This window comes from Burkholderia sp. AU33423 (assembly GCF_002223135.1).
Lineage (GTDB): Bacteria > Pseudomonadota > Gammaproteobacteria > Burkholderiales > Burkholderiaceae > Burkholderia > Burkholderia lata_D.
The window spans coordinates 2074469-2098725 of the sequence record NZ_NKFH01000007.1 but is presented as its reverse complement, the minus strand read 5'-3'; the positions used below and the strand labels follow the sequence as shown (position 1 = coordinate 2098725).

Here is a 24257-nt window from a genome sequence, read left to right as displayed (position 1 = left end):
TGAAACAGGCATTTGATAGCGGGGCGAACGGCTGGCGCGGTGCGCTTGGCTTCGATCCGGAACAACAAAGGGGAATGGCGCATGCCGCCGAGAGTAGACCGCAAGTCACGCGAACGATGGCGGCTGAACTGCCGATGCCTGGCGGGTGTCGTGCTGGCCGGGGGGCTGGGTTTTGCGCCGGGGATTCATGCGCAGGAAGCCGCGCCCGCCGCGAAAGCGGCGCCGGCCGCCCCGCAGTCGTTCGACGTGAATGCCTTCGTGGTGCGCGGCAACACGACGTTGCCGACGCTCGAGATCGAAAAGGCCGTGTATCCGTTCGAAGGGCCGGGCCGCACGCTCGCCGACGTGAACGCGGCGCGTGACGCATTGCAGAAGGCGTACCAGGATCGCGGCTACCAGTCGGTCGTCGTCGAGCTGCCGCAGCAGCAGGTGAAGAACGGCGTGATCCTGCTGCAGGTGACGGAAGCGAAGGTCGGGCGCTTGCGTGTCGACGGCGCGAAATACAACTCGCCGCAGAACATCCGCGATGCGGTGCCCGCGCTGGCCGAGGGCCAGGTGCCCGATTTCAACCAGGCGCAGCAGCAACTCACCGACCTGAACCGCTCGGCGGACCGGCAGGTGATTCCGATCCTCAAGCCGGGTGCGTTGCCGCAGACGGTCGACGTCGACCTGAAGGTCGACGACCACAGCCCGCTGCACGGCTCGCTCGAACTGAACAACGACAACAGCCCCGGCACCTCGACGCTGCGCACGACCGCGAACCTCAGCTACTCGAATCTGTGGCAGCTCGGCCATGTGATCTCCGGCACCTACGTGCTCGCGCCGCAGCATCCGAACGATGCGCGCGTCTACGCGTTCTCGTATCTCGCGCCGATCAGGGATTCGCGCTGGAGCTTCCTCGCGACGGTCGTGCATTCGGACAGCAACGTCGCGTCGGTCGCGAACACCAACGTGCTCGGCAAGGGCACCACGTACGGCTTCACCGCGATCTATGCGCTGCCGGCAACGGAAACCTACGCGCATTCGGTCAGCGTCGAGATCGACCGCAAGCACTTCGACGAAAACGTGTCGATACCGGGCCAGACGGGCTCGACCGCGCCGCTGACGTACGTGCCGGTGACGCTGTCGTACAACGGCCAGCTGAGCCTGAAGAATTCGCAGACGTCGTTCTCCGCATCGGTGACGACGAACCTCCGCGGCCTGGGTAGCGACTGGGGTGCATGGGACAACAAGCGCTACAACGCGACGCCCGATTTCGTGTACGGCAAGTTCGACGTCAACCACACGCAGCGCTTCGCGAACGACATGCAGGCCAACGCGCACGTGAACGCGCAGATCTCGAACTCGCCGCTCGTGTCGAGCGAGCAGTTCGCCGCGGGCGGGATGAACAGCGTGCGCGGCTACATGCAGGCCGAGGACACGGCCGACAGCGGCGTGATCGCATCGGTCGAACTGCGCAGCCCGTCGCTCGCCAAGTGGCTCGGCGGCGCGGTCGGCAGCCGCGTGAACGAGTGGCGTTTCCACGCGTTCTTCGATGCGGCGCACCTGTGGCTCTTGAGCCCGCTGCCGGAGCAGACGTCGCGCTTCAACCTGATGAGTGTCGGCGTCGGCACACGGGTGCAGATCATGAAGTACGCGAGCGCGGATTTCGAGGCCGGGTGGCCGTTGAAGGCGGGCGTCTATACGCGGCAGTACAGCCCGCGGTTCGATTTCTACGTAAGGCTGGGGTTCTGACGGATTTTTTTTTGATCGTGCCAGGGCGATGCGACGAGCGCGGTGCCCGCACATTCGGGGAGTGGATCGTGAAGCGAGTCTTGATTTTCCTGTTGGCGGTGATGCTCGGCGTGCTGCCCGGCATCGCGAACGCATGGTGGCAGAACGACTGGTCGTACCGGAAGGCGATCACGATCGACGCGAGCGCGAAAGGCGCTAATCTCGCGGAGTCGGCCGGCCGCGTGCCGCTGCTGATCCGCCTGCACTCGGGCAACTTCCAGTTCGACGGGCTGGCCGACAACGGCGCGGACATCCGCTTCGTCGCCGCCGACGACAAGACGCCGCTGAACTACCACGTCGAGCAATACGATCCGGTGCTCGGCGTCGCGCTGATCTGGGTCGACATTCCGAAGATGCCGGCCGGCGCCGCGGAGTCGATCTGGATGTACTACGGCAACAAGAAGGCGCCGGACGGCAGCAAGCCGGCCGAGACGTTGGATGCCGACTACACGCTCGTCTACCACTTCAACGGCGCGGCGGGTGCGCCGCCGAAGGATCTGACCGCGTACGGCAACCACGCGCAGAACGCGTCGTTCAGGACGGTCGAGGATGGCATCGTCGGCAAGGGCGCGCGGTTCGACGGCAGCGGGTCGCTGACGCTGCCGGCCAGTGCGTCGCTGAACGTACCGGCCGGCGGCAGCTTCACGTTCAGCGCGTGGGTGAAGCCGTCGGCGCTCGCGGCGAACACGCTGCTGTACAGCCGTCGCGACGGCGCGAACGCGCTGCTGATCGGTCTGGACAACGGCGTGCCGTTCGCGGAAGTCGCGGGTGGCGCGGCACCGGTGCGCACGCCGGCCGCGTCGCCGGTCGCCGCGAACCAGTGGACATATCTCGCGGTCACGGCCGATGGCAAGAACCTCACCGTCTACGTGAACGGCAAGCAGGCCGCCCAGGTCGCGGCGACGCTGCCCGCGCTGAACGGCGCAGCGACGATCGGTGCGGACGCAACGGGTGCGCCGGCCGGGTTCGCCGCGTATTCGGGCGCGCTCGACGAACTGCGCCTGTCGAAGATCGCGCGCTCGCCGGCGGCAATCGCAGTCGACGCGCTCGCGCAAGGCTCGGAATCGAAGCTCGTCGCGTACGGCGCCGACGAGAAGCAGTCGGGTTTCGGCTTCGGTTACTTCGGCGTGATCGTGCAGTCGGTGACCGTCGACGCGTGGGTCGTGATCACGATCCTGCTCGGCATGGCGCTCGTGTCGTGGGTCGTGATGTGGACGAAGGCGCGCTACGTCGGCGCCGTCGACAAGGCGAACCAGTATTTCGTGCAGCGCTTCCGCGAAGTGGCCGGGCGTCACCTGGTCGGTCTCGCGCATGTCGACGAAGCAAGCGCCGACGGCCGCCGCCTGTACCAGTCGTCGCTGTACCGGCTGTACAAGGCCGGCGTGCATGAAATCCACAGCCGCGTGGATGACAACGGCCGCACGGTGATCACCTCGGAATCGATCGAGGCGATCCGCGCGTCGATGGACGCGACGCTCGTGCGCGAGAACCAGCGGCTGTCGAAGTCGATGGTGCTGCTGACGATCGCGATCTCGGGCGGCCCGTTCCTCGGGCTGCTGGGCACGGTGGTGGGCGTGATGATCACGTTCGCGGCGATCGCGGCGGCCGGCGACGTGAACGTGAACGCGATCGCACCGGGTATCGCGGCCGCGCTGCTCGCCACCGTCACGGGCCTGTTCGTCGCGATCCCCGCGCTGTTTGGCTACAACTACCTGCTGATCCGCAACAAGAACGTGACCGCGAACATGCAGGTGTTCGTCGACGAATTCGTCACGCGCCTCGCCGAAGCCCACCGCGCGCCCGATCACGCGGTGCTGGCCGACTGACGCACGCAGGAGACCACCATGCAGGTTCAGGACGACGACAAGCCGTACGACGACATCAACATCACGCCGATGCTCGACCTCGCGTACGTGCTGCTGATCATCTTCATCATCATGACGACCGCGTCGGTGCAGGGCATCAAGGTCGATCTGCCGAAGGCGAGCTCGTCCGCGAGCCTCGCGAAGCCGAAGACGAAGGCGATCACGGTGGCCGATTCGGGCCAGGTGTTCCTCGACGCGTACCCGGTGACGATGGAAGAGCTCGAGAGCCGGCTGCGCACCGAGAAGGCGACGAGTCCGGATTTTCCGATCGTGCTGAAGGGCGACGCGGGCGTGCAGTACCAGAAGGTGATGGACGTGCTCGACCTGCTGCGCCGCCTCGATCTGTCGCAGGTCGGTCTCGTGACCGGCAAGGCGAAGCAGGGCGGCTGACGCGATGGAAATGACCTACAACGGCGGCCCGCCGGACAAGGGCCCCGGCCGCTACGTGAAGCCCGTCGCGATCGCGCTGGTGCTCGCGGGCGTAGCCGCGCTGATCTGGCGTTTCGCGGGCGACACCGCGGGCGTGAAGCGCGTGAGCGCGCCGCAGGTGACGACGGTGATTCCGTTGCCGCCGCCCCCGCCGCCGCCGAAACAGAAGCCGCCGCCCGAGAAGGTGAAGGAAGAGGTCAAGACGCCGGTCGACCGGCCGACGATCGCGCCGAAGCCGTCGGAGGCGCCGAAGCCGTCGGACAACCAGCCGAAGCAGATGACGATGAATGCCGATGCGCAGGCGGGCACCGACAACTTCGGCATCGGCGCGGGCGACGGCTCGGGCATGCTGGGCAGCGGCGGGGGCGGCAAGTTCGGCAACGCGAGTTATGCGCAATACATGGTGTACGTGCTGCAGCGCGCGATCGAGCAGGACAAGGGCGTGCAGGAGGCCGGCGGCGCGCGGTTCGCGGGCAGCCTGAACCTGTGGATGGATACGTCGGGACGGATCACGAAGGTGACGATCGCGCAGTCCACCGGCGACGCGAAGATCGATGCGGCCGTCGTCGCGGCGGTCGAGGCGCTCGGCCGGGTCGACGAGGTGCCGCCGCCGGCGACCTCGTATCCGGTGCTCGTCAAGCTTCAGGGGCGCAAGCCGGCATGACGATGCGTGCGCGAAACGACGAAAGAATCATGGGGCGGCGCCGTTGTAAGGATGCCGCCGGAAAAGAAACGAAAATTGTTCGGAGTACTTCGATGATTGGGAAGATGAACGGACGGGGTGGGGTCCCCCGCAACGGCGCGCTGCCCGCGCGCCTGTCGTGCGTCGGCGCGGCTGTGCTGACGCTCGGGCTGACCTGCGCGTCCGCCGCGCACGGGCAGTCGCTCGAGGCGCAGGCGGCGTCGGGGAAAGCCGCGCCGACCGAGAGCGTGGTGATCAACCTGATCAACCTGCTCGTGAAGCGCGGCGTGCTCACGCAGCAGAACGCGAACGAGCTGATCAGCGAGGCCCGCACCGAGGCCGTGCAGGCGCGGTCGGCCCGCGCATCGGGCGCGCCGGTCGTGGCGGGCGGCGTGGTCAACCCACCGACGCAGCCGGGCGACGTCGCGGTGCCGTACGTGCCGCAACTCGTGCGCGACCAGATCCGCGACCAGGTGAAGCAGGAAGTGATCGCGCAGGCGAAGGCCGAGAACTGGGCGCAGCCGAACACGTTCCCCGACTGGGTGTCGCGCATCAAGCTCGACGGCGACCTGCGCGTGCGTGACGAGTATCACTTCTACGGCGGCAACAACACGAACGGCGTGACGAATTTCGCGGCGATCAACCAGGGCGGCGGGTTCGACGTCAACCCGAACACCAACAACACGCAGATCCCCACGCAGAACACGCGGGAGAACCGCAACAACCTGCTGCGCTACCGCGCGCGACTCGGCGTGACGGCGACGCTGTCCGACGAGATGATCGCCGGCATCCAGCTCGCGAGCGGCAACGACAACGGGCCCGTGTCGACCACGGCCACCGCGGGCGGCGGCTTCGCGAAGAAGAACATCTGGCTGAACAAGGCGTTCTTCGCGTACCGGCCGACGTCGTGGCTGAACCTGACGGCCGGCCGTTTCGACAATCCGTTCTTCAAGTCGGACCTGGTGTTCTCCGACGACCTGATGATGGACGGGCTCGCCGCGAACCTGCGCCACGCGCTGCCGTGGAATCCTGATGTCACGCTGTTCGGCACGCTCGGCGTGTTCCCGATCCAGTACACGAGCGAGAACTTTCCGTCGAACAGCACCGAGAAGGCCGGCAGCGACACGAAGTGGATGTTCGGCGCGCAGTTCGGCGCGGACTGGAAGATCGACGCGAAGAACCGGCTGCGCGGCGCGGTCGCGTACTACGACTTCCAGAACATGCGCGGCACGCTGTCGTCGCCGTGCGCGCTGTATGCCGGCGCGACGAGCTGCAGCACCGACAACGAGGCGCCGGCATTCATGCAGGGCGGCAACACGCTGATCGCGCTGCGCAACATCGTGCAGAACCCGAACCTCGCGCCGGGCATGACGCCGCAGCCGCAGCTGTTCGGCCTGGCCTACAACTACCGGCTGCTCGACCTGAAGGCGCAGTGGGACACGGTGGTGGCCGATCGCTTCAAGCTGCGTCTCGACGGCGAATTCGTGCGCAACCTCGCGTACAACGACAACAAGGCGTTCGCGGCATCGTCGCTGCCGGTCAACAACTACGATTCGACGTCGGTGAACGCGACGCGCGCCGACTACCGCAGCGGCCCGAACGGCTTCCTCGCGAAGGCGACGTTCGGCGAGCCGGAGCCGCGCGAGAAGGGCCAGTGGAACTTCTCGATCGCGTACAAGTACCTGCAGCCGGACGCCGTGCTCGATGCGTTCAACGATCCCGACTTCCATCTCGGCGGCACCAACGCGCGCGGCTATGTGCTCGGCGCCGCGTATGCGGTCGCACGCGATACGTGGGTGTCGGCCCGTTACCTGAGCTCGAAGGAAGTGTACGGGCCGCCGGTATCGATCGACGTGCTGCAGATCGAGCTCAATGCTCGCTTCTGACCGGAGCCGCGGATGAACACGATCACTCGCACGATGTTGGCGGCCGGCGTGGCCGGCGCGCTGCTGCTCGTGGCTGGCGGCGCGCATGCGCAGAGCATCGAGGACAAGCTGCGCAGCCAGTTGCGCTCGACCGTGCAGGAGCTGCGCCAGTTGCAGGACAACCAGGCGCAGTTGCAAAGCGACAAGGCGGCGGCCGAGAAGCAGCGCGACGACGCGCTCGCGCAACTGAAGGCGATGCAGGGGCAGCTGGCGGCCGCGCGCGGCGACTCGGGCGCCGAGGCGGCCGCGAAGCGTGCGCTCGCACAGGAGCGCGCGGGCCGCGAGCAGGACGCGAAGTCGCTGGCGAAATACAAGTCGTCCTATGAGGACTTGCTCGCCGTATCGCGTGCCCGCGATGCGCAGCATACGCAACTGCAGAAGGATGCCGCCGCGCGTGACACGCAACTGAAAACCTGCCAGGCACACAATGCCGAGCTGTATCGCGTCGGGCACGAGATTCTCGACGCGTACGAGCATGTCGGGCTCGGCACGCTGTTCTCGTCGCGCCAGCCGTTCGCGCAGTCGGCGCGCGTGAAGTACGACGACATCGCGCAACGCTACGGCGATGCGCTGTATGCGGGCAAGTACGACCCGGCCGCGCGGCCGGTTGCGGCAACGCCGGCGCCGGCATCGGCGTCGGCTGCCTCGGCGAATGCGCAGTGAGCGCGCGACCCGCGGCCGGGAATGAACCGATCGATTCGTTGAATACGGGGAAGACAGACATGCAAGACAAGCAACCGAACGCCGGCGACGCACGCGCGGCACACGACGCGCCGATCGAAGCGATCAGCGCCGACCACCTCGCCGACGTGCTGCGCCGCGCGGGCTACCGCGTGACGGCGGCCGAGCAGAACGGCGCGGTGCAGCTGATGAGCGCAAGCCAGGGCGTCGGCTTCGCGGTGCGCTTCGGCAACCCGGCCGCCGCGCTCGCGCCGCAGGGCGCCGATGCACAGCTCGCCGCGCCGCTGTACATCGACTACACGCTGTCGTGCGTGCTGCAGGTGCAGGGCGAATTGCCGGCCGAGCTCGTCGCGGACTGGAACCGGACCAAGCGCTTCGCGCGTCTTGCGAGCCACGGACCGTTTCTGGCGCTGGAGATGGACGTGGTCGTCGCGGGCGGCGTGTCCGAGCGCTACCTGCGCTCGACGATCGAGCTGTGGGATCGCCTGATCCAGGAATTCCTGCTGCACTTGCGCAACCGTCCCGCGATGGCCGAACAGGAAGCGGCGGCACGCGCGGCGGCCGGTGATCAGGCAGGCGCATCGTCGGTCGGCGCGACCACGATCGCGGTCGAGGCCACCGCGAAGTGAGGATCGGCGCCGCATTGCGTGCGCTGCTGCCGGGCCGCGCGCGGCGCGACGCGGACGCGATAGCCGCGGGCGACGCACCCGTCGCGTGGGGCGCGTATGCGCAGCGCATCGCGCTGTGGCTGCAGGCGACGCTCGACGACGGCGACGCAGCGGTGTGCCGCCTGCGCACCGACATCGAGCACTGGGCCGGCGAACGTGCCGATGCCGGCGACGACGGTCCCGTGCTGCCGGTGCGCGCGTGGCTCGACCGGTACGGGCGCGTGACGCGCGTCGACAGCGGTGCGGCCGGACCACCGGCGCTCGACGCCGCGCTGCACGCCGCACTCGTCGGCCGGTCGGTCGGCGCGGCGCCGCCACGCGGGATGGCGCAGCCGCTCGTCCTGCGCATGACGCTGACGGACGCGCGCTGATGCAGCGTCCGCATTTCAACAGCAATCGAGAGGGCAGTCGAACGATGATGACGAAGATGAAGGTGCTGGCGATCGTGGCGGGCAGTCTCGCGCTGGGCGCGCCGTTCGCCGTGCACGCACAGGACGACGTGATCGCGAACGCCGCACAGGCGTCGGTCACGCAGGACGATATCGCGGGGCTGCTGAAGGCGGTGAGCCCGGAAGGACGCGAACGTCTCGCGGCCGATCCCGCGGCGCTCGACCAGGTCGTGCGTTCGACGCTCGCGCAGAAAGCCGTGCTGGCCGAGGCGAAAGCGAAGGGCTGGGACAAGCAGGCGCAGGTGCAGGCTGCCGTCGAACAGGCGCGGCGCGAAATCGTCGTGCGCAGCTATCTGGCGTCGGTGAATGCACCGCCGGCCGACTATCCGTCGGACGCGGAGCTGCAGTCCGCGTATGACAAGAACCGCGCGGCGTTCACCGCGCCGCGCGCGCTGCACGTCGCGCAGATCTATATCGCGGTGCCGCCGAACGCGGATGCCGCGACGCTCGACAAGGCGCGCAAGCAGGCGGCCGATCTCGCGAGCCGCGCGCGCAGTGGCGATTTCGCGGCGCTTGCAAAAGCGAACTCGCAGGACAAGGCGAGTGCCGCGAACGGCGGCGATCTCGGCTTCGTGCCCGATCAATTGATGGTGCCGGCGGTCCGTCAGGCCGCTGACGCGCTGAAGCCGGGCCAGGTCTCCGCGCCGATCCAGACGCCGGCCGGCTTTCACGTCGTGAAGCTGATCCACGTCCGCGCGGCCGCGCCGCGTCCGCTGGCCGACGTGAAGGAGCAGCTGCGCGCGATGCTGCGTGCGCAGCGCACCCAGCAGAATGCGCAGGCGTATCTCGCGAAGCTCGCCGCGAACGCACCGATCAACGAAGACGCGCTGAAGAAAGCGCTCGCCTCCGCCCGGTAGGCGCGCTCATGGCAACCGTCCGTCCGACGCCGCGCGTCGGCGCGCCCGATGCACGCACGCCGGGGCGACGCCGCCCCGCTGCGGCCGCCGACCGCCCGCGCATGCCGAAAGCGAACCCGTGGCCGGGCCGGCCCGGCGAGTGGCCCACGCATTGCCCGCTGTGCTTCGGCGCGCTGGAGCCGTTGCCCGGCGCGGGCGGCTATGCGCGGCACCGGAGCGCACGCTGCTCCGCGCAGTGCGTGCTCACGACGCGCCAGTATCAGCCGGAGGAACTGACGATTCGCGGCTCGCGCGACGTGCAGGTCGCCGCCGGGCATCGCGAGCGCTTCGTGGCGCACTGGGCGCGCCATTACACGCTGATGCGGCGCGCGTGGCCCGCGCTCACGATCGCCCGTTTCATCGCGGTAATTGCCTGTGCCGACGTCGCGGATCTCTGGTCGTACCGGATGTTGCGCGACGACGATCTGGCGGCCGTGCTGCTCGTGCTGGCCGGCTTCCTGCGCGTGCCGGACGCATTGGGCACCGAGGCGCCTGGTACCGATGCGCGCGCGCCGACGGCGCGCTGGGTGCGATTCTGGTTCGACGCGAGCGTGCGCGACGTCGGCGATCTGTGGACGGCGGGCGGCAGCGCGCCGCCGCTGTTTCGCGTCGACTACCGCGAACCGATCGTCACGCCGTATCCGACCGGCGCGCAGGTGCAGGCGTGGCAGCCGGTCGACGGCATGCGCGACGCGTGGGCTCAGCGGGTCGATGCGCAGGAACCGGCCATCGACGAGTCTGACCGCGCGGCGTTCGCGCGTTTCCTGGCGCGCACGTCGGCGCCGGGGACGCACCTGTGACGGCAGCCGTGTGGATGCAATGGAGTCCTTTCCGAAGGAGGCGCGCATGAAGATGCGACGAAGCGGCATCGCGACGATCGTCTGCCTGCTGCTGGCAACCGGTGCGCACGCGCAGGGCGGCCGCGCGGCGGCGAGTGCGGCCGCGCCTGCGCCGGCCAGCCCGGGTTCGGCCACGAAGCCGGTGTGCGTCGATGCAGAAGTCGACGGCAAGCGTGCGCTGTCGTACGACTGTCTCAGTCAGCAACTGAAGCCGAAGGCCGACCCGCAGGCGAGTGCCTCGCAAACGGATTCGGAGCGGCTGTCGAAGCAGCCGTCGAACCGTCTCGGCACGTTCAACCTGTCGACCGAGCGGAACCGTTTCGGCTCGAACTGGGGCCGGTCGACGACGCCGCAGCGGCCCGATGTGCCGGTCGCGGTGCCGCCGAAGTAGTGCAGGCGGCCGAGCGTGGGGAGCAGGTATCGATGAGCCGGCTGCGTTCCGGCGCGAACCGACGAGGAACAGCGAAATGAAAGCGGGCGGGCACACGAACCTGGCAGTGGTACTGCGAGCGATGGCCGGCGGGCTGGCGTTGGCCTGCGCGTGCGGAAGCATATGCGGTTGTTCAACGGCTACGGCTGCCGAGCGGCCCGCGCAACCGGGTGCCGCATCGCCGACGCCTTCGCCCACCCTAACGCCGACCGTCGCGCTGCCGAACTTCGCCGCGCTGGTCCGGCGCGTCGGCCCGGCCGTCGTCAACATCAGCGTCACGCGCGAAGTCACGCAGATGGGCATCCAGTTGCCGCCCGGCATCGCGCCCGATCATCCGCTCGCGCCGTTTCTTGCGCGCCGCGTGATCGGCAACCGCGAGGAAGTGAGCCTCGGTTCCGGCTTCATCGTCAGCGAGGACGGCGTGATCCTGACCAACCGGCACGTGGTCGGCGATGCGGTCGCGATCGACGTGAAGCTGACCGACAAGCGGCAGTTCAAGGGGCGCGTGATCGGCAGCGATCCCGTCTCCGACGTGGCGGTGATCCGCATCGACGCGCACAACCTGCCGGTCGTCGCGACCGGCGACCCGGCGCGCACCGAAGTGGGCGACTGGGTGATGGCGATCGGTTCGCCGTACGGGTTCGCGAACACGGTCACGCAGGGCATCGTCAGCGCGAAATCGCGCTCGTTGCCCGGCGAGCGCGCGATTCCGTTCATCCAGACCGACGTGCCGATCAACCCCGGCAATTCGGGCGGCCCGCTGTTCGACCTGAGTGGCCGCGTGATCGCGATCAACTCGATGATCTTCTCGAAGACGGGCGGCTATCAGGGGCTTGCGTTCGCGATCCCGATCGACATCGCGCTCGACGTGAAGGACCAGTTGCTGCGGACCGGCAAGGTCACGCGCGGCCGGCTCGGCGTGGCCCTCCAGGAAGTGAGCCAGGCGCTCGCGCGTTCGTTCGGCCTCGCCAGCCCCGACGGCGCGCTGATCACCATGGTCGAGCCGGATGGCCCGGCCGCGCAGGCGGGCCTCCAGCCGGGAGACGTCGTGCTCGCGGTCGACGGCAAGCCGGTCGCCGAATCGGCGGACCTGCTCGGCACCGTCGCGGGCATGCGAGCCGGCCGGCAAGCCGACCTGCTCGTGTGGCGCGCGGGACGGGCGATGCACGTGAGCGCGACGGTAGGCGCGTTCGACAGCGGCACGGCGTCGGCGAGCGGCGAGCAAGGGCCCGCGCGGTTCGGGCTCGCGCTGCGCGCGGCGACGGAGCAGGAGCGCCAGCAGCTCGGCGTCAGCCAGGCGCTCGTCGTCGAGCAGGCGAGCGGCCAGGCCGCGCGCGCGGGGTTGCAGCCCGGCGATGTCGTGCTGTCGGTCAACGGCACGCCGGTCGCGAACATCGGTGCGCTGATGACCGAGATCGACGCCGCGCACGGCAACGTCGCACTGCTCGTCCAGCGCGGCGGCACGCGTCTGTATGTGCCGATCGAGATCGGTTGAGGGGCGAAGGGCGAACGGGCGACGCAACGCAGCACGACCGCGCATCGTCGAAACGGGAGGTGGAATGAAGCGAATGCAGCAGTGGGGCGTATCCGTAGGGTGGCGGGCGATCGTCGTCGCATGGGCGCTCGCCGTGGGCGTCGTGCCGGCGGCCGTCGCACAGACGGCCGACGTGCCGCAAACGTGGATCCGCTACGGACAGCTCGCCGGGCAGCAGTTCCAGACGTGGCTCGAAGCCGACGGCGACGCGGCCGATCGTCTGCACCGCTATCTCGAAGCGCGCGTGCTGAACGCGACCGCCGATGCGCCGCCGCCCGCGATCGTCGTGCGCGCGTGGATCGGCGCGAACGGTGCGGTCACGCGCGTCGAATTCGCGTCACTTGGCGACACCGACGCGGACGCGACGCTGCGGCAACTGCTCACGGCCGGCCCGCTGGCGGAGCCGCCGCCGCCCGACATGCTGCAGCCGTTGCGCGTGCGCCTGCGGCTCGCGCCGAATCCCGATGCGGCCGCCGCCGCCGCGCCGGCTTCGGCGGCGCGCATGCCGTGAGGTCCGAGCGCGTGCGCGGACGTGGTTCGATATCGTAATAACATATGACGTTATTGCGTTGGCGGGACGATGACGTCCTGCTTCTTCACCAGGAGCCACCCATGCAACTCTCCCAGCTAGGCGGGCATGTCGCCCAGTCCGGTTTCGCCGAACGGCAGAAGCACGCCCAGGCGCTGATGTTCGGCATGGCCGACATCAACGAGTATGTTTCCGGCGGCGTCTGCTACGACGCCGCGGCTTATGTCCGGTACCTGCTGCGCAGCGATGCGATGATCGCGCCCGGCGCGCTGCTCGACACGATCGGCCAGCACTGGCGAACCCGTTTCAACTTCGAGACCGGCGGTGAATGGGACGGGCGCGCGAGCATTCCGGCGGGAACCGCGGTCGGCTTTTCGCGCGACGGCACGGTCTTTCATGCGGCGATCGCCGTCGGCGGCAGCCGGATCCGGGCGATCAACGGCGGCCGCCTGGGCAGCGGATGGATGTATGCGGTCGACCTGGCGCGCGTGCTCGAGCCGGATGCGGCCGGCGGCTTCACGTACGATCGCGCGAACATCCGGGTTCACCTGTCGCGCCTGTAGGCGGCCCGGCCTTGCCTGCCACGCCGGCGCCATGCGTCGGCCGGGCGCCGCGCGCCGCGCACGCGACTGCCTTCCCGCGATGCCGGCATGGCGTGGCGCTGTCCATCGCTGCTATCCTCTCGACCGTGATTGATTCTCCACGGCGTCGCGATCCGCATGCTGCGGTGCGGCGATGCACGCGGGTGTGAACCCCGTGCGCGCTGAGGTAGCATGACTGAATATCCACGACGATCCGTGACCTGTTACGTGACTGATTTCCTACCGTCCATGTCCACATGGTCAAGACAACGATGAGCGACGCACCTGAAACCACGGCGCCCGGCGACGACGAACCGTCCGGCGGCGCGTCGTCCTATCTGGTGCCGGGGCTCGAACGCGGGCTGCGGATCCTCGCCGAATTTTCCGCGCGCGAGCCGGTGCTCGGCGCGCCCGAGTTGTCGAAGCGCATCGGCATTCCGCGCACGACCACGTTCCGCCTGCTGCAGACGCTCGAAGCGCTCGGCTTCCTCGAGCGCGTGAACGGCGACCGCTATTTCCGGCTCGGCGTCGGCGTGCTGCGGCTCGGCTTCGAATACCTGAATTCGCTCGAGTTGACCGATCTCGGCGCGCCCGTGCTCGAACGGCTGCGCGACGCGACCGGCCTGTCGACGCATCTGCTGATCCGCGACCAGCGCGACGTCGTGTTCGTCGCGAAGGCGCAGAGCAACACGTCGATGTTCGGTTCGGTGAAGGTGCACGTGGGCACGCGCCTGCCCGCGCATGCGACCGTGCATGGCCACGTGCTGATGGGCGACCTGACGCGCGACGCACTGCGCCAGCTGTATCCGGAAAAGCGGCTCGAGCAGTTCACCGAGCGCACGCCGGGCACCGTCGACGAACTTTACGAACGCGTGCGCCATTACGCGCGGCTCGGCTACGCGATGAGCGAGGCGGCGTTCGAGAGCGGCATTTCGGCCGTGACCGCACCCGTACGCGATCATTCGGGCTCGATCGTCGCGGCGATCACCGCGACCGTGCCGCGCTCGGAGATCGGCGAGGCCCGCGAGAAGGAACGGCTCGTCGAAGCCGTGTGCGGCGCGGCGGTCGACCTGTCACAGCGGCTGAACTATCGTCCGCTCGAAAGCGATCCGACATTCGCGCATGCGCGCCACAAGGTCGCGATGTTCTGAGTGTTCCGATGCGCGGCCGGCGGCCGCGCAAATGCCATGCGCGAAAGAAAGAGAGCGGCCCGCGGGCCGCTCTTGTCGTTTCAGGCGACGCACGCCCGACGTCGTTCAGAACGAATGGTGGATCCCGGTGAGCACGATTACCTGGTTCGCGGTGCTCGACACACCTGCCGTGAAGAACGCGGCCTTTGCACCGCCCGAGCCGTGCTCGTACAACACGTTCGCATAGAGCTGCGTGCGCTTCGACAGCGCATAGATGTCGCCGAGCTCGACCTGCGTCCAGCGGCGGCCGGCCAGCGTCGTGGTCGCCGCGCCGCCCGCGATCGTGTTGAACGCGCTGCTGCGGTAGTTCACCCCCGCGTCGTAGCTCTGGAACGTGTCCGAAAAGCCGTTCGACTGCATCTTCGTGCGCGTGTACAGGCCGTGAACGAGGAAGTCGCCGAACTGGTAGGACGCGCCCGCGCCGATGTTCTCGACCTTGCTCGCGGTATAGCCGTTCGCGGTGTTCTGCCCCTGGAACGACGTGATGCCGGTCGTGCTGATCAGGATCGAGCGGTCGTGCTCATTCGAGTACACGGCCGACGCCTTGAACGGCCCGTTCGCATAGTTCAGCGCGACGCCGACCGACTTGCCGGTCGAGAAATTCGTCGTGTTGCCGAGCGCCATCGTCGCCGCGGCCGAGAAGCCCGCGAAGGTCGGTGAGCGGTACTTGACCGAATTGTTGTACGGCACGTTGCCGGTCGCGGCCAGCCCGTCGATGTTACCGGGGTGGAACGCGTACCAGCTCATCGCGAGGTAGGCCGTGCTGAGCGGATCGAGATAGTCGAACGACAGCGGCGTCTGGCGGCCGAGCGTCAGCGTGCCGTAGCGTTCCGAGCCGAGGCCGACGAAGGCCGCGCGGTTCCAGATCGTGTTCGCGGTCGCGAACTGGCCGTTGTTCGTATAGAAGCCGTTTTCGAGCTGGAAGATCGCCGACAGGCCGTCGCCGAGGTCTTCCTTGCCCTTCAGGCCCCACCGGTCGGGCTGCGTATTGCCCTGGATCATCGCCCACTTCGCATGGCCGCCGACGTTGTTCACGTAAGCGACACCCGCATCCATGCTGCCGTACAGCACCACGCTGCTCTGCGCCCACGCGCCCGACGCGGCGCCCAATCCGATCACTGCTGCTGCTACCGCATGCTTGACCATTTGATCTCCTGAATCTCCAACCTGATGAAAACGTGCCGTGGCGGCACGCGCGGGAACGGCCGGCCGTCGCGCGCGTTCGCCATCAAGCGGGCATTCGTATGTTCCATATAGGGAACGATGTGCCTCTGATGGAATGGAGTATAGAGGCGTCCCGACGCGTATCAAAAATAATTTTTTCGGGACGGATGGGTTTCGGGCCGATGTCCGGCGTCGGTGCGCGAAGCCCGTGTAAACCCGATAAACCCCCGTCATATAACAAAAAATTTCATTTGATGAGATAGGCGAGCGTGATCGCCGACCCTGCGGTCAGTGTTTTCCCTAGGGCTTGCACCTTTTTGTTTTACTCGTGGAGAGTCACTCTTATAATCACCATCCATAAACTGCTGTTCCGAATATGGAACAAATCGGAACAAACCGAGAGTCGATCAGAAGGAAGGGTGTGAGATGTCTGAACAATGGGTTTGCGCCGGGCACGCCGGCGCGCTGTCGGAAGACACGCCGATCGAGTTCAAGCGGACCGACGGCGTCGAAATCGGGATCTACCGCGTCGGCGACGACGTGTATGCGCTCGAGAACGTGTGCCCGCATGCGTACGCGCTGCTGACGCAGGGGTTCGTCGACGAAGGCACGGTCGAGTGCCCGCTGCACGAGGCCGTGTTCGACATCAAGACGGGCGAATGCCTGAAGGGGCCGGGCGGACGCGCACTGAAGCAGTACGCGGTGCGGCTCGCCGGCGAGGAAATCCAGATCAAGGTGGAATGACATGAAAGAAGCGACCGTCAACTTCAATCCCTTCCTGAAGCCGTGGGTGGCGCCGCAGCCGAACAACGTCGCGGGCAAGGGGCAGATCGAGATCCCCGGCCAGGTCGAGAACCTGGTCTGGCAGAACCGCAAGGCCGCACCGACCCAGTACGAAAACGACCTCGGCGATGCGCTCGAACGCGTATTCGAAGCCGGCGCGGTCGAGCTGGACGAGGTCGTCGCGGGCCTGAACCGCATCGGCTTCCGCGCGCCGGACGGCACGGTATGGACACCTGAGCGCTTCCGCGCCGAAATGGCCTCGCTCGCGGAATGACCGCCTGAGCGCCGACCGCCGACCGACGACAACCGCATCCGGAGCACACTGATGACGTCCCCCGAACAACACGCAGCACAACACGACCCGGTCCGTGCCTATCTCGACCGCGGCATCAAGAACTACTGGTATCCCGTCGCGCCGAGCTGGCAGGTGTCGAACGCACCGGTCGGCCTCACGCGCCTGTCCGAGCAGATCGTGCTGTGGCGCGATCACGATGGCAAGGTCCACGCGCTCGAGGATCGCTGCCCGCACCGCGGCGCACGCCTGTCGCTCGGCTGGAACCTCGGCGGCAACATCGCCTGCTGGTATCACGGCATCGAAGTCGACGGCGGCGGCACGGTCAACCGCGTGCCGGCCGTATCGAACTGTCCGCTCGAAGGCACGAAGTGCGTGAAGTCGTATCCGGTCGAGGAGAAGGCCGGTGCGATCTTCCTGTGGTTCGGCGACGAAGCGCACGGCGAGCCGACGCCGCTGAACCTGCCCGAGGAACTCGTCGACGACGCATACGGCCACTTCCTGTGCGTGTCGAACTGGAAGTGCAATTACCAGTACGCGATCGACAACGTGATGGACCCGATGCACGGCGCGTACCTGCATGCCACGTCGCACTCGATGGCCGAAGGCGACAAGCAGGCCGACATGCGCGTGCGCAAGACGGAAACGGGCCTGATGTTCGAGAAGATCGGCCAGCGCGACGTGAACTTCGACTGGGTCGAGCTCGGTGAAACGGGCTGCCTGTGGATGCGCCTCGCGATCCCGTACAAGCAGAAGTTCGGCCCGGGCGGCAACTTCGGGATCATCGGCTTCGCGACGCCGGTCGACGGCGACAACTGCCAGGTCTACTTCTGGCGCACGCGCAAGGTCAGCGGCTGGCAGCGCGACGTGTGGCGCTTCATGTACCGCAATCGCCTTGAAGGCCTGCACTGGGACGTGCTCGAGCAGGACCGCTATGTCCTCGAAAGCCTCGCGCCGAATGCGCGCGATCACGAATACCTGTACCAGCACGACGTCGGCATGACGCGCGTGCGCCGGATGCTGCGCACGCGTGCGCAGGAGCATCTTGCCGCGCTCGACGCGTATCGCGCGGCGCAGGCGCAGGCCGCATCGGAGCCGGCAAATGGCTGAGCGCGCTCCGGTCGTGTCGCTCGCGGGGCGCCGCGTGCTCGTCACGGGCGGCGCGCGCGGGCTTGGCGCGGCGTTCGTGAAGGCGCTCGTCGAAGCGGGCGCGCAGGTCGCGTTCGGCGACGTGCTGGCCGATGAAGGCCGCGCGCTTGCCGCGCAACTCTCCGCAGCCGGCCATGTCGCGCATTGCTTCGCGCTCGATCTTGCCGATCCGGCGAGCGTCACCGCGTTCGTCGCACAGGGCGCGGCGGCGCTCGGCGGCATCGATGCGCTGATCAACAACGCGGCGATCACGAATTCGGGCGGCAAGCTGTCGACCGAGCTCGACGTGTCGACCTGGGACGCCGTAATGAACGTGAACGTGCGCGGCGTGTGGCTCGTCAGCAATGCGGCGCTGCCGTACCTCGCTCAGTCGGGCCGCGGCGCGATCGTGAATCTTGCATCGGACACCGCGCTGTGGGGCGCGCCGAAGCTGCTCGCGTACGTCGCGAGCAAGGGCGCGGTGATCGCAATGACGCATGCGCAGGCACGCGAGTTCGGCGCGCACGGCGTGACGGTCAACGCGATCGCGCCGGGGCTGACCGAAGTCGAGGCGACGGCCTACGTGCCGGCCGAGCGCCACGCGTTCTACATGCAGGGCCGCGCGCTGACGCGTGCGCAGGTGCCCGACGACGTGACGGGCCCCGTGCTGTTCCTGCTGTCGGACGGCGCGCGCTTCGTGACGGGTCAACTGCTGCCGGTGAACGGCGGCTTCGTGATGAATTGATTGATTTGAAGTTTTCACTCTGATGAAGGAGAGGACGATGGCGGACGCCGATCTCGAACGCAAGTCGTGGGACCAGCCGGAAGGCGCAAGCTTCAACGACTGGATGGAAGGGCGCGTGGCGCGTTATGCGACGCGTCGCTACGACTGGGACGCACTGAAGTTCCAGGCCGACTACGACCCGAAGTACCGCCGTGCGCAGATGCGCTACGTCGGCACGGGCGGCACGGGCGTCGCGAAGGACGTCAACACGGTGCCGGCCGGCGGCTTCACGTTCTCGACGATGGTCATCCCGGCCGGCAACATCGGCCCGAGCCACATCCACATGGATGTCGAGGAAATCTTCTTCGTGCTGCGCGGCAAGATGAAGGTGATCTGCGAGCGTGACGGCGAGACGTGGGAAGCGATCCTCGGCGAGCGCGACCTGATCTCGGTGCCGCCGGGCGTGTATCGCACGGAAATCAACATTGGCGAGGAAGATGCGCTGATGTGCGTGATGCTCGGTTCGCCGAAGCCGGTCACGCCGACCTATCCGCCCGATTCGCCACTCGCGAAGATCAAGCGCTGAGACGGAGCGGGTAAAGCAATGAGTGTCATCGACAAACGTGAACGCGACCGCACCGCGGCGTTCGCCGCGCTGCTCGGGCAGTTTCCCGAACAGCGTTGCGCGGCCGGCGCGGCGGGCACGATCGGTTATCGCGAAGCCGGTGCGCAGCATGCGGGCCGTGCATTGCCCGTCGTGCTGCTGCACGGCATCGGCTCGGGCGCCGCATCGTGGGTCCGCCAGCTCGACGCGCTCGGCGCATCGCGGCGCGTGCTCGCGTGGGATGCGCCCGGTTACGGCGTGTCGACGCCGGTGCAAGGCGCGTCGCCGGCCGCCGCCGATTACGCGGCATCGCTGAACGCGTGGCTCGAGGCACTCGGCATCGAACGCTGCGTGCTGGTCGGTCATTCGCTCGGCGCGATCATCGCGGGTGGTCTCGCCCGCGTGATGCCGGCGCGGATCGCCGGCCTGCTGCTGGTGTCGCCCGCGGGCGGCTACGGGAGCGCACCGGCTGAAACGCGCGAATCGCGCCGCGACGCGCGGCTCGCGATGCTCGCCGAACTCGGCCCGGCGGGGCTTGCCGAGCAGCGCAGCGGCAACATGCTGTCCGGTTTCGCGAACGAGGATGCGCGGGCGTGGGTGCGCTGGAACATGGCGCGCATCGTGCCGGCCGGCTACGCGCAGGCCACGCATCTGCTTGCGAATGCCGATCTCGCAACGGATCTCGCCGGCTTTCGCGGCCGCACGGCCGTGGCCGTCGGCGCGAACGACGCGATCACGCCGCCCGCGGCATGCGAGCGGATCGCCGCGGCCGCGCACGTCGGGCTGCAGGTGATTCCGCAAGCAGGCCATGCCGGCTACGTGGAAGCACCGGCCGTCTATTCCGCACTGATCGACACGTTCTGCCGTCAGTGCGACCAACAGCGGGGGCTGGCATGAACGAACCGCTACAACAACCCGAACTCGAAAACGGGAAGGCTGAAGCCAGCTACGTGGTCCCCGGCCTCGAACGCGGGTTGCGGATCCTCGCCGAATTCTCACCGCGCGAGCCCGTGCTCGGCGCGCCCGAATTGTCGAAGCGGCTCGGCATTCCGCGCACGACGGTGTTCCGTCTGCTGCAGACGCTCGAATCGCTCGGCTTCCTCGAGCGCGCGGACAAGGATCGCAACTACAAGCTCGGCATCGCCGTGCTGCGGCTCGGCTTCGAATACCTGAGCTCGCTGGAGTTGACCGATCTCGGCCTGCCGGTGATCGAAAGCCTGCGCGACGCGACCGGCTTCACGACGCATATCGTGATCCGCGACGGCCGCGACGTGGTGTTCGTCGCGAAGGCGCAGAGCCAGGCGCCGGTGTTCAGCTCGATCCGCGTGAACGTCGGCACGCGCTTGCCCGCGCATGCGACGACACACGGCCACGTGCTGATGGGCGACCTCTCGCTGAAGGAGCTGCATGCGCTGTATCCGGAAGGCGCGCTGAACCGGATGACGAACGCAACGCCGGAAACGGTCGACGCGCTGTACGAAGTGATCCGCGAGGATGCGCTGCGCGGCTACGGCGTCAGCAATTCGTCGTTCGAGCGCGGCATCTCGGTCGTGACGGCGCCGGTGCGCAACGAGACGCAGAAGATCGTCGCGTGCATCACGGTGACGGTGCCGAGGCCGGAAATCGACGCGGCGCTGATCGCGGACGGCCTGATCGACAAGGTGCAGCGCGCGGCGGCGGAACTGTCGCGGCGGCTCAATTACCGCTCGGATGACGAGCACACGTTTCTCAAGGCTTTAGGACTCCGATGATCCAGATCGATCTGACCGGGCAGGTGGCGGTGGTGACGGGCGGTTCGTCCGGCATCGGCCTCGCGACCGCCGAACGGTTCCTGCAGGCGGGCGCGTCGGTCGCGATTTGCGGCCGCGGCAGCGAGCGCCTCGCGCGCGCCGAAGCGATGCTCGTTGAAAAGTATCCGGGTGCGCAACTGCTCGCCGCGCGCTGCAACGTGCTCGACGAAGCCGACGTGGCTGCGTTCGCGCAAGCCGTATCGACGCGCTTCGGCCGTGCCGACATGCTGGTCAACAACGCCGGCCAGGGCCGCGTGTCGACCTTCGCCGACACGACCGACGACGCGTGGCGCGAAGAACTCGAACTGAAGTATTTCAGCATCATCCGCCCGACGCGAGCGTTCCTGCCGCTGCTGCGCGACGCGCAAGCGCCGACGATCACCTGCGTGAACTCGCTGCTCGCGCTGCAGCCGGAGCCGCACATGGTCGCGACGTCGTCGGCGCGCGCAGGCGTGCTGAGCCTCGTGAAGTCGCTCGCGACCGAACTCGCGCCGCAGCGCATCCGCGTGAACTCGATCCTGATCGGCATCGTCGAGTCGGGCCAGTGGCGCCGGCGTTACGAAATGCAGGCACAGTCCGGCGAAAGCTGGGAGGACTGGACGGGCGCGATCGCCCGCACGAAGAACATTCCGCTGAACCGCTTCGGCAAGCCTGACGAGGCCGCCTGGGCACTCTTTTATCTCGCAACGCATCTGTCGTCGTACACGACGGGCAGCCATATCGACGTTTCTGGAGGCTTTGCACGCCATGTCTAAAAAAACCACGGTTGGCGAGCTGATTGCCGCCTTTCTCGAGCAGTGCGGCGTGAAGACCGCATTCGGTGTCATCTCGATCCACAACATGCCGATCCTCGACGCGATCAACTCGCGCGGCAACATCCGGTATGTCGGTGCACGCGGCGAAGCCGGCGCCTTGAACATGGCCGACGGCCTGGCCCGCGTGTCGGGCGGCCTCGGCGTCGCGTTCACCAGCACGGGCACGGCGGCGGGCAACGCGGCCGGCGCGATGGTCGAGGCGCTGACGGCCGGGACCGCGCTGCTGCACGTCACGGGGCAGATCGAGACGCCGTACCTCGACCAGGATCTCGCGTACATCCACGAAGCGCCGGACCAGCTGTCGATGCTGCATTCGATCTCGAAGGCCGCGTTCCGCGTGCGCACCGTCGAAACCGTGCTGCCGACGATCCGCGAAGCCGTGCGCGTCGCGCAGACGGCGCCGACGGGCCCCGTGTCGGTCGAGATTCCGATCGACATCCAGGCCGCTGAAATCGAATGGCCGGAAGACCTCGCACCGGCACACGTCGCGGTGCGCGAGCACGACACCGCCCGCGTCGCGAAGCTCGCCGACGCACTGGCGGCCAAGCGCCGCCCGCTGCTGTGGCTCGGCGGCGGCGCGCGCCACGCACGCGAGGAAGTCGAACGCCTCGTGAAGCTCGGCTTCGGCGTCGTGACGAGCGTGCAGGGCCGCGGCGTGCTGCCCGAGGATCACCCGGCGACGCTCGGCGCGTTCAACGTGCATGCGTCCGTCGAAGCGTTCTACAAGACCTGCGATGCGCTCGTCGTCGTAGGCTCGCGCCTGCGTGGCAACGAAACGCTGAAGTACAAGCTCGCGCTGCCGCAGCCGCTGTTCCGCATCGACGCCGATGCGCTCGCCGACAACCGCGGCTATCGCAACGAGCTGTTCGTGCATGGCGATTCGAAGCGCGTGCTGGCCGAGCTAGCCGACCAGCTCGAAGGCCGCCTGTCGGTCGATCCGCAGTTCGCGGCCGATCTCGCGGCCGCCCGCGAGCAGGCGGTAGCCGACGTGTCGAAGGGCCTCGGGCCGTACAAGCAGCTCGTCGACACGCTGCAGGGCGCCGTGGGCCGCGACTACAACTGGGTGCGCGACGTGACGATCTCGAACAGCACGTGGGGCAACCGCCTGCTGAAGATCTTCGAGCCGCGCTCGGGCGTGCATGCGCTCGGCGGCGGCATCGGCCAGGGCATCCAAATGGGCATCGGCGCGGCGCTGGCGGATGCGGCGGCGAAGACGGTCTGCCTCGTCGGCGACGGCGGCCTGATGGTCAACGTGGGCGAGCTCGTCACGGCCGTGCAGGAAAACGCGAACGTGATGATCGTGCTGATGAACGACCAGTGCTACGGCGTGATCCGCAACATCCAGGACGCGCACTACGGTGGCCGCCGCTGCTTCGTGCAGCTGCACCAGCCCGATTTCGCGCAATTCTGCGCGAGCTTCGGCCTCACGCACTACCGGATCTCGTCGCTCGACCAGGCAGAAGCGATCGTGCGTGAAGGGATGGCGAAGGCAGGCCCGGTAATGGTCGAGGTCGACATGCTGTCGGTCGGCGCGTTCGCGTCGAACTTCGCAGGCCCGCCGGTCAAGAAGGAAGAGCCGTCGGAGCGCCAATATGCTTAACGGGCAAAAGCGGGCTCACGCACCCGTCGACGTCGCGATGATCGGCTTCGGTGCGATCGGCGCGGCCGTGTACCACGCGGTCGAGCACGACGCGTCGCTGCGCGTCGCGCACGTGATCGTGCCGGAACACCAGCGCGCGGCGGTGCAGGGCGTGCTGGGCGGCGCGGTGGAGGTCGTGTCGTCGGTCGACGCACTGGCCCGCCGCCCGGAGTTCGCGCTCGAATGCGCGGGCCACAGCGCGCTCGTCGATCACGTCGTGCCGTTGCTGAAGGCCGGCACCGATTGTGCGGTCGCGTCGATCGGCGCGCTGTCCGATCTCGCGCTGCTGGATGTGCTCGCACAGGCGGCCGACGAAGGCGACGCGACGGTCACGCTGCTGTCCGGCGCGATCGGCGGGATCGATGCGCTGGCGTCCGCGAAGCAGGGCGGCCTCGACGAAGTGCTGTACGTGGGCCGCAAGCCGCCGCTCGGCTGGCTCGGCACGCCCGCCGAGGCACTCTGCGACCTGCGTGCGATGACCGGGGAAAAGGTGATCTTCGAAGGCAGCGCGCGCGATGCCGCGCGCCTGTATCCGAAGAACGCGAACGTCGCGGCCACCGTCGCGCTCGCGGGCCTCGGCCTCGACGCGACGCATGTGCGCCTGATCGCCGATCCGGCGGTCGAGCGCAACGTGCACCGCATCACCGCGCGCGGCGCATTCGGCGAGATGTCGCTGGAAATGAGCGGCAAGCCGCTGCCCGACAACCCGAAGACGTCCGCGCTGACGGCATACAGCGCGATCCGCGCGCTGCGCAACCGCGCGGCCCGCTGCGTGATCTGACCGGGCCCTTGAAGGTCCGCCCGCGCCACAGCGAGGGCGGACGTGCAGAGACAGATTTGTGGGACT

Annotated in this window: 26 protein-coding genes; 25 read left to right on the top strand and 1 reads right to left on the bottom strand. The window is 68.0% G+C overall.

Annotation, left to right across the window (positions count from 1 at the left end):
* Positions 1–81: 81 nt before the first annotated feature.
* The 15 genes from CFB50_RS28075 (at position 82) to CFB50_RS28005 (ending at position 14432) form a co-directional block, all read left to right on the top strand.
* On the top strand, positions 82–1734 hold the full coding sequence (locus CFB50_RS28075) for a ShlB/FhaC/HecB family hemolysin secretion/activation protein (RefSeq protein WP_069252975.1): 1653 nt from the start codon (positions 82–84) through the stop codon (positions 1732–1734).
* Between the two features lie 68 nt (positions 1735–1802).
* Positions 1803–3599: a DUF2341 domain-containing protein gene (locus CFB50_RS28070; protein ID WP_089448443.1), complete on the top strand. Its 1797-nt coding sequence runs from the start codon at positions 1803–1805 to the stop codon at positions 3597–3599.
* Positions 3600–3617: 18 nt separating this feature from the next.
* Positions 3618–4028, top strand: coding sequence for an ExbD/TolR family protein (locus CFB50_RS28065; protein ID WP_089447970.1), 411 nt, complete (start codon positions 3618–3620; stop codon positions 4026–4028).
* Positions 4029–4032: 4 nt separating this feature from the next.
* Positions 4033–4731 carry a TonB family protein gene (locus tag CFB50_RS28060; protein WP_089447969.1) on the top strand — a complete coding sequence of 233 codons (699 nt, stop codon included), beginning with the start codon at positions 4033–4035 and terminating at the stop codon, positions 4729–4731.
* A gap of 92 nt (positions 4732–4823) precedes the next feature.
* Entirely contained in the window at positions 4824–6635 is a 1812-nt protein-coding gene (locus CFB50_RS28055; RefSeq protein WP_089447968.1) for a putative porin, read from the top strand.
* Positions 6636–6647: 12 nt separating this feature from the next.
* Complete coding sequence (locus tag CFB50_RS28050; protein WP_089447967.1) at positions 6648–7337, top strand: hypothetical protein; 690 nt, start codon at positions 6648–6650, stop codon at positions 7335–7337.
* A gap of 59 nt (positions 7338–7396) precedes the next feature.
* Complete coding sequence (locus CFB50_RS28045) at positions 7397–7984, top strand: YbjN domain-containing protein (RefSeq protein ID WP_089447966.1); 588 nt, start codon at positions 7397–7399, stop codon at positions 7982–7984.
* Positions 7981–8394 carry a hypothetical protein gene (locus CFB50_RS28040; protein ID WP_089447965.1) on the top strand — a complete coding sequence of 138 codons (414 nt, stop codon included), beginning with the start codon at positions 7981–7983 and terminating at the stop codon, positions 8392–8394. Before CFB50_RS28045 ends, CFB50_RS28040 begins: the two co-directional genes overlap by 4 nt.
* A gap of 44 nt (positions 8395–8438) precedes the next feature.
* Positions 8439–9329 carry a peptidylprolyl isomerase gene (locus tag CFB50_RS28035; RefSeq protein ID WP_089447964.1) on the top strand — a complete coding sequence of 297 codons (891 nt, stop codon included), beginning with the start codon at positions 8439–8441 and terminating at the stop codon, positions 9327–9329.
* A gap of 8 nt (positions 9330–9337) precedes the next feature.
* Positions 9338–10168: a hypothetical protein gene (locus tag CFB50_RS28030; protein ID WP_089447963.1), complete on the top strand. Its 831-nt coding sequence runs from the start codon at positions 9338–9340 to the stop codon at positions 10166–10168.
* A gap of 46 nt (positions 10169–10214) precedes the next feature.
* A complete protein-coding gene (locus CFB50_RS28025) occupies positions 10215–10598 on the top strand; it encodes a hypothetical protein (protein ID WP_179254236.1) in 384 nt (127 codons plus the stop codon).
* A gap of 76 nt (positions 10599–10674) precedes the next feature.
* On the top strand, positions 10675–12132 hold the full coding sequence (locus CFB50_RS28020; protein ID WP_089447961.1) for a Do family serine endopeptidase: 1458 nt from the start codon (positions 10675–10677) through the stop codon (positions 12130–12132).
* Between the two features lie 64 nt (positions 12133–12196).
* Positions 12197–12682 (top strand): hypothetical protein, encoded by a 486-nt coding sequence (locus tag CFB50_RS28015; RefSeq protein ID WP_089447960.1) that lies wholly within the window; start codon positions 12197–12199, stop codon positions 12680–12682.
* Positions 12683–12726: 44 nt separating this feature from the next.
* Complete coding sequence (gene tecA, locus CFB50_RS28010; RefSeq protein WP_256979317.1) at positions 12727–13263, top strand: type 6 secretion system effector deamidase TecA; 537 nt, start codon at positions 12727–12729, stop codon at positions 13261–13263.
* 275 nt (positions 13264–13538) lie between these two features.
* Complete coding sequence (locus CFB50_RS28005; protein ID WP_089447958.1) at positions 13539–14432, top strand: IclR family transcriptional regulator; 894 nt, start codon at positions 13539–13541, stop codon at positions 14430–14432.
* Between the two features lie 105 nt (positions 14433–14537).
* Here CFB50_RS28005 and CFB50_RS28000 read toward each other — a convergent pair whose 3' ends face one another.
* Positions 14538–15617 (bottom strand): porin, encoded by a 1080-nt coding sequence (locus CFB50_RS28000; RefSeq protein WP_089447957.1) that lies wholly within the window; start codon positions 15615–15617, stop codon positions 14538–14540.
* Between the two features lie 444 nt (positions 15618–16061).
* Between CFB50_RS28000 and CFB50_RS27995 the strand changes: the two genes are divergently transcribed.
* From CFB50_RS27995 to CFB50_RS27950, 10 genes are read left to right on the top strand one after another with little or no spacing between them, the layout of a single operon-like run.
* Positions 16062–16379, top strand: a complete 318-nt coding sequence (locus CFB50_RS27995; protein ID WP_011354710.1) for a non-heme iron oxygenase ferredoxin subunit — start codon at positions 16062–16064, stop codon at positions 16377–16379.
* A gap of 1 nt (position 16380) precedes the next feature.
* On the top strand, positions 16381–16692 hold the full coding sequence (locus tag CFB50_RS27990) for a recombinase-like helix-turn-helix domain-containing protein (RefSeq protein ID WP_089447956.1): 312 nt from the start codon (positions 16381–16383) through the stop codon (positions 16690–16692).
* A 51-nt stretch (positions 16693–16743) separates the two neighbouring features.
* Complete coding sequence (locus CFB50_RS27985) at positions 16744–17820, top strand: aromatic ring-hydroxylating dioxygenase subunit alpha (protein WP_089447955.1); 1077 nt, start codon at positions 16744–16746, stop codon at positions 17818–17820.
* Positions 17813–18583, top strand: a complete 771-nt coding sequence (locus tag CFB50_RS27980; protein WP_089447954.1) for an SDR family oxidoreductase — start codon at positions 17813–17815, stop codon at positions 18581–18583. Before CFB50_RS27985 ends, CFB50_RS27980 begins: the two co-directional genes overlap by 8 nt.
* 37 nt (positions 18584–18620) lie before the next feature.
* Positions 18621–19148 carry a cupin domain-containing protein gene (locus tag CFB50_RS27975; protein ID WP_039344094.1) on the top strand — a complete coding sequence of 176 codons (528 nt, stop codon included), beginning with the start codon at positions 18621–18623 and terminating at the stop codon, positions 19146–19148.
* Between the two features lie 18 nt (positions 19149–19166).
* The gene (locus tag CFB50_RS27970; protein ID WP_089447953.1) at positions 19167–20063 is read left to right on the top strand and encodes an alpha/beta fold hydrolase; all 897 of its coding nucleotides are present in this window, start codon (positions 19167–19169) and stop codon (positions 20061–20063) included.
* Positions 20060–20917: an IclR family transcriptional regulator gene (locus tag CFB50_RS27965; RefSeq protein ID WP_046548147.1), complete on the top strand. Its 858-nt coding sequence runs from the start codon at positions 20060–20062 to the stop codon at positions 20915–20917. The genes CFB50_RS27970 and CFB50_RS27965 overlap by 4 nt, the downstream gene beginning before the upstream one ends.
* Entirely contained in the window at positions 20914–21711 is a 798-nt protein-coding gene (locus CFB50_RS27960; RefSeq protein WP_089447952.1) for an SDR family oxidoreductase, read from the top strand. The genes CFB50_RS27965 and CFB50_RS27960 overlap by 4 nt, the downstream gene beginning before the upstream one ends.
* Positions 21704–23371 (top strand): thiamine pyrophosphate-binding protein, encoded by a 1668-nt coding sequence (locus CFB50_RS27955; protein ID WP_089447951.1) that lies wholly within the window; start codon positions 21704–21706, stop codon positions 23369–23371. The genes CFB50_RS27960 and CFB50_RS27955 overlap by 8 nt, the downstream gene beginning before the upstream one ends.
* Entirely contained in the window at positions 23364–24191 is an 828-nt protein-coding gene (locus tag CFB50_RS27950; protein WP_069251893.1) for an aspartate dehydrogenase, read from the top strand. Before CFB50_RS27955 ends, CFB50_RS27950 begins: the two co-directional genes overlap by 8 nt.
* Positions 24192–24257 lie beyond the last annotated feature (66 nt).

What these genes read in the sequence shown, in the direction of transcription:
- CFB50_RS28050 (WP_089447967.1), top strand. Translation starts at nt 6,648, where the DNA reads ATGAACACGATCACTCGCACGATGTTGGCGGCCGGCGTGGCCGGCGCG.
- CFB50_RS28000 (WP_089447957.1), bottom strand. Translation starts at nt 15,617, where the DNA reads ATGGTCAAGCATGCGGTAGCAGCAGCAGTGATCGGATTGGGCGCCGCG.
- CFB50_RS27980 (WP_089447954.1), top strand. Translation starts at nt 17,813, where the DNA reads ATGGCTGAGCGCGCTCCGGTCGTGTCGCTCGCGGGGCGCCGCGTGCTC.
- CFB50_RS28055 (WP_089447968.1), top strand. Translation starts at nt 4,824, where the DNA reads ATGATTGGGAAGATGAACGGACGGGGTGGGGTCCCCCGCAACGGCGCG.
- CFB50_RS28025 (WP_179254236.1), top strand. Translation starts at nt 10,215, where the DNA reads ATGAAGATGCGACGAAGCGGCATCGCGACGATCGTCTGCCTGCTGCTG.
- CFB50_RS27955 (WP_089447951.1), top strand. Translation starts at nt 21,704, where the DNA reads ATGTCTAAAAAAACCACGGTTGGCGAGCTGATTGCCGCCTTTCTCGAG.
- CFB50_RS27950 (WP_069251893.1), top strand. Translation starts at nt 23,364, where the DNA reads ATGCTTAACGGGCAAAAGCGGGCTCACGCACCCGTCGACGTCGCGATG.
- CFB50_RS27965 (WP_046548147.1), top strand. Translation starts at nt 20,060, where the DNA reads ATGAACGAACCGCTACAACAACCCGAACTCGAAAACGGGAAGGCTGAA.
- CFB50_RS28015 (WP_089447960.1), top strand. Translation starts at nt 12,197, where the DNA reads ATGAAGCGAATGCAGCAGTGGGGCGTATCCGTAGGGTGGCGGGCGATC.
- CFB50_RS28045 (WP_089447966.1), top strand. Translation starts at nt 7,397, where the DNA reads ATGCAAGACAAGCAACCGAACGCCGGCGACGCACGCGCGGCACACGAC.
- CFB50_RS28075 (WP_069252975.1), top strand. Translation starts at nt 82, where the DNA reads ATGCCGCCGAGAGTAGACCGCAAGTCACGCGAACGATGGCGGCTGAAC.
- CFB50_RS28030 (WP_089447963.1), top strand. Translation starts at nt 9,338, where the DNA reads ATGGCAACCGTCCGTCCGACGCCGCGCGTCGGCGCGCCCGATGCACGC.
- tecA (WP_256979317.1), top strand. Translation starts at nt 12,727, where the DNA reads ATGACGTTATTGCGTTGGCGGGACGATGACGTCCTGCTTCTTCACCAG.
- CFB50_RS28060 (WP_089447969.1), top strand. Translation starts at nt 4,033, where the DNA reads ATGGAAATGACCTACAACGGCGGCCCGCCGGACAAGGGCCCCGGCCGC.
- CFB50_RS27985 (WP_089447955.1), top strand. Translation starts at nt 16,744, where the DNA reads ATGACGTCCCCCGAACAACACGCAGCACAACACGACCCGGTCCGTGCC.
- CFB50_RS27960 (WP_089447952.1), top strand. Translation starts at nt 20,914, where the DNA reads ATGATCCAGATCGATCTGACCGGGCAGGTGGCGGTGGTGACGGGCGGT.
- CFB50_RS27995 (WP_011354710.1), top strand. Translation starts at nt 16,062, where the DNA reads ATGTCTGAACAATGGGTTTGCGCCGGGCACGCCGGCGCGCTGTCGGAA.
- CFB50_RS28020 (WP_089447961.1), top strand. Translation starts at nt 10,675, where the DNA reads ATGAAAGCGGGCGGGCACACGAACCTGGCAGTGGTACTGCGAGCGATG.
- CFB50_RS28005 (WP_089447958.1), top strand. Translation starts at nt 13,539, where the DNA reads ATGGTCAAGACAACGATGAGCGACGCACCTGAAACCACGGCGCCCGGC.
- CFB50_RS27975 (WP_039344094.1), top strand. Translation starts at nt 18,621, where the DNA reads ATGGCGGACGCCGATCTCGAACGCAAGTCGTGGGACCAGCCGGAAGGC.
- CFB50_RS28065 (WP_089447970.1), top strand. Translation starts at nt 3,618, where the DNA reads ATGCAGGTTCAGGACGACGACAAGCCGTACGACGACATCAACATCACG.
- CFB50_RS27970 (WP_089447953.1), top strand. Translation starts at nt 19,167, where the DNA reads ATGAGTGTCATCGACAAACGTGAACGCGACCGCACCGCGGCGTTCGCC.
- CFB50_RS27990 (WP_089447956.1), top strand. Translation starts at nt 16,381, where the DNA reads ATGAAAGAAGCGACCGTCAACTTCAATCCCTTCCTGAAGCCGTGGGTG.
- CFB50_RS28035 (WP_089447964.1), top strand. Translation starts at nt 8,439, where the DNA reads ATGATGACGAAGATGAAGGTGCTGGCGATCGTGGCGGGCAGTCTCGCG.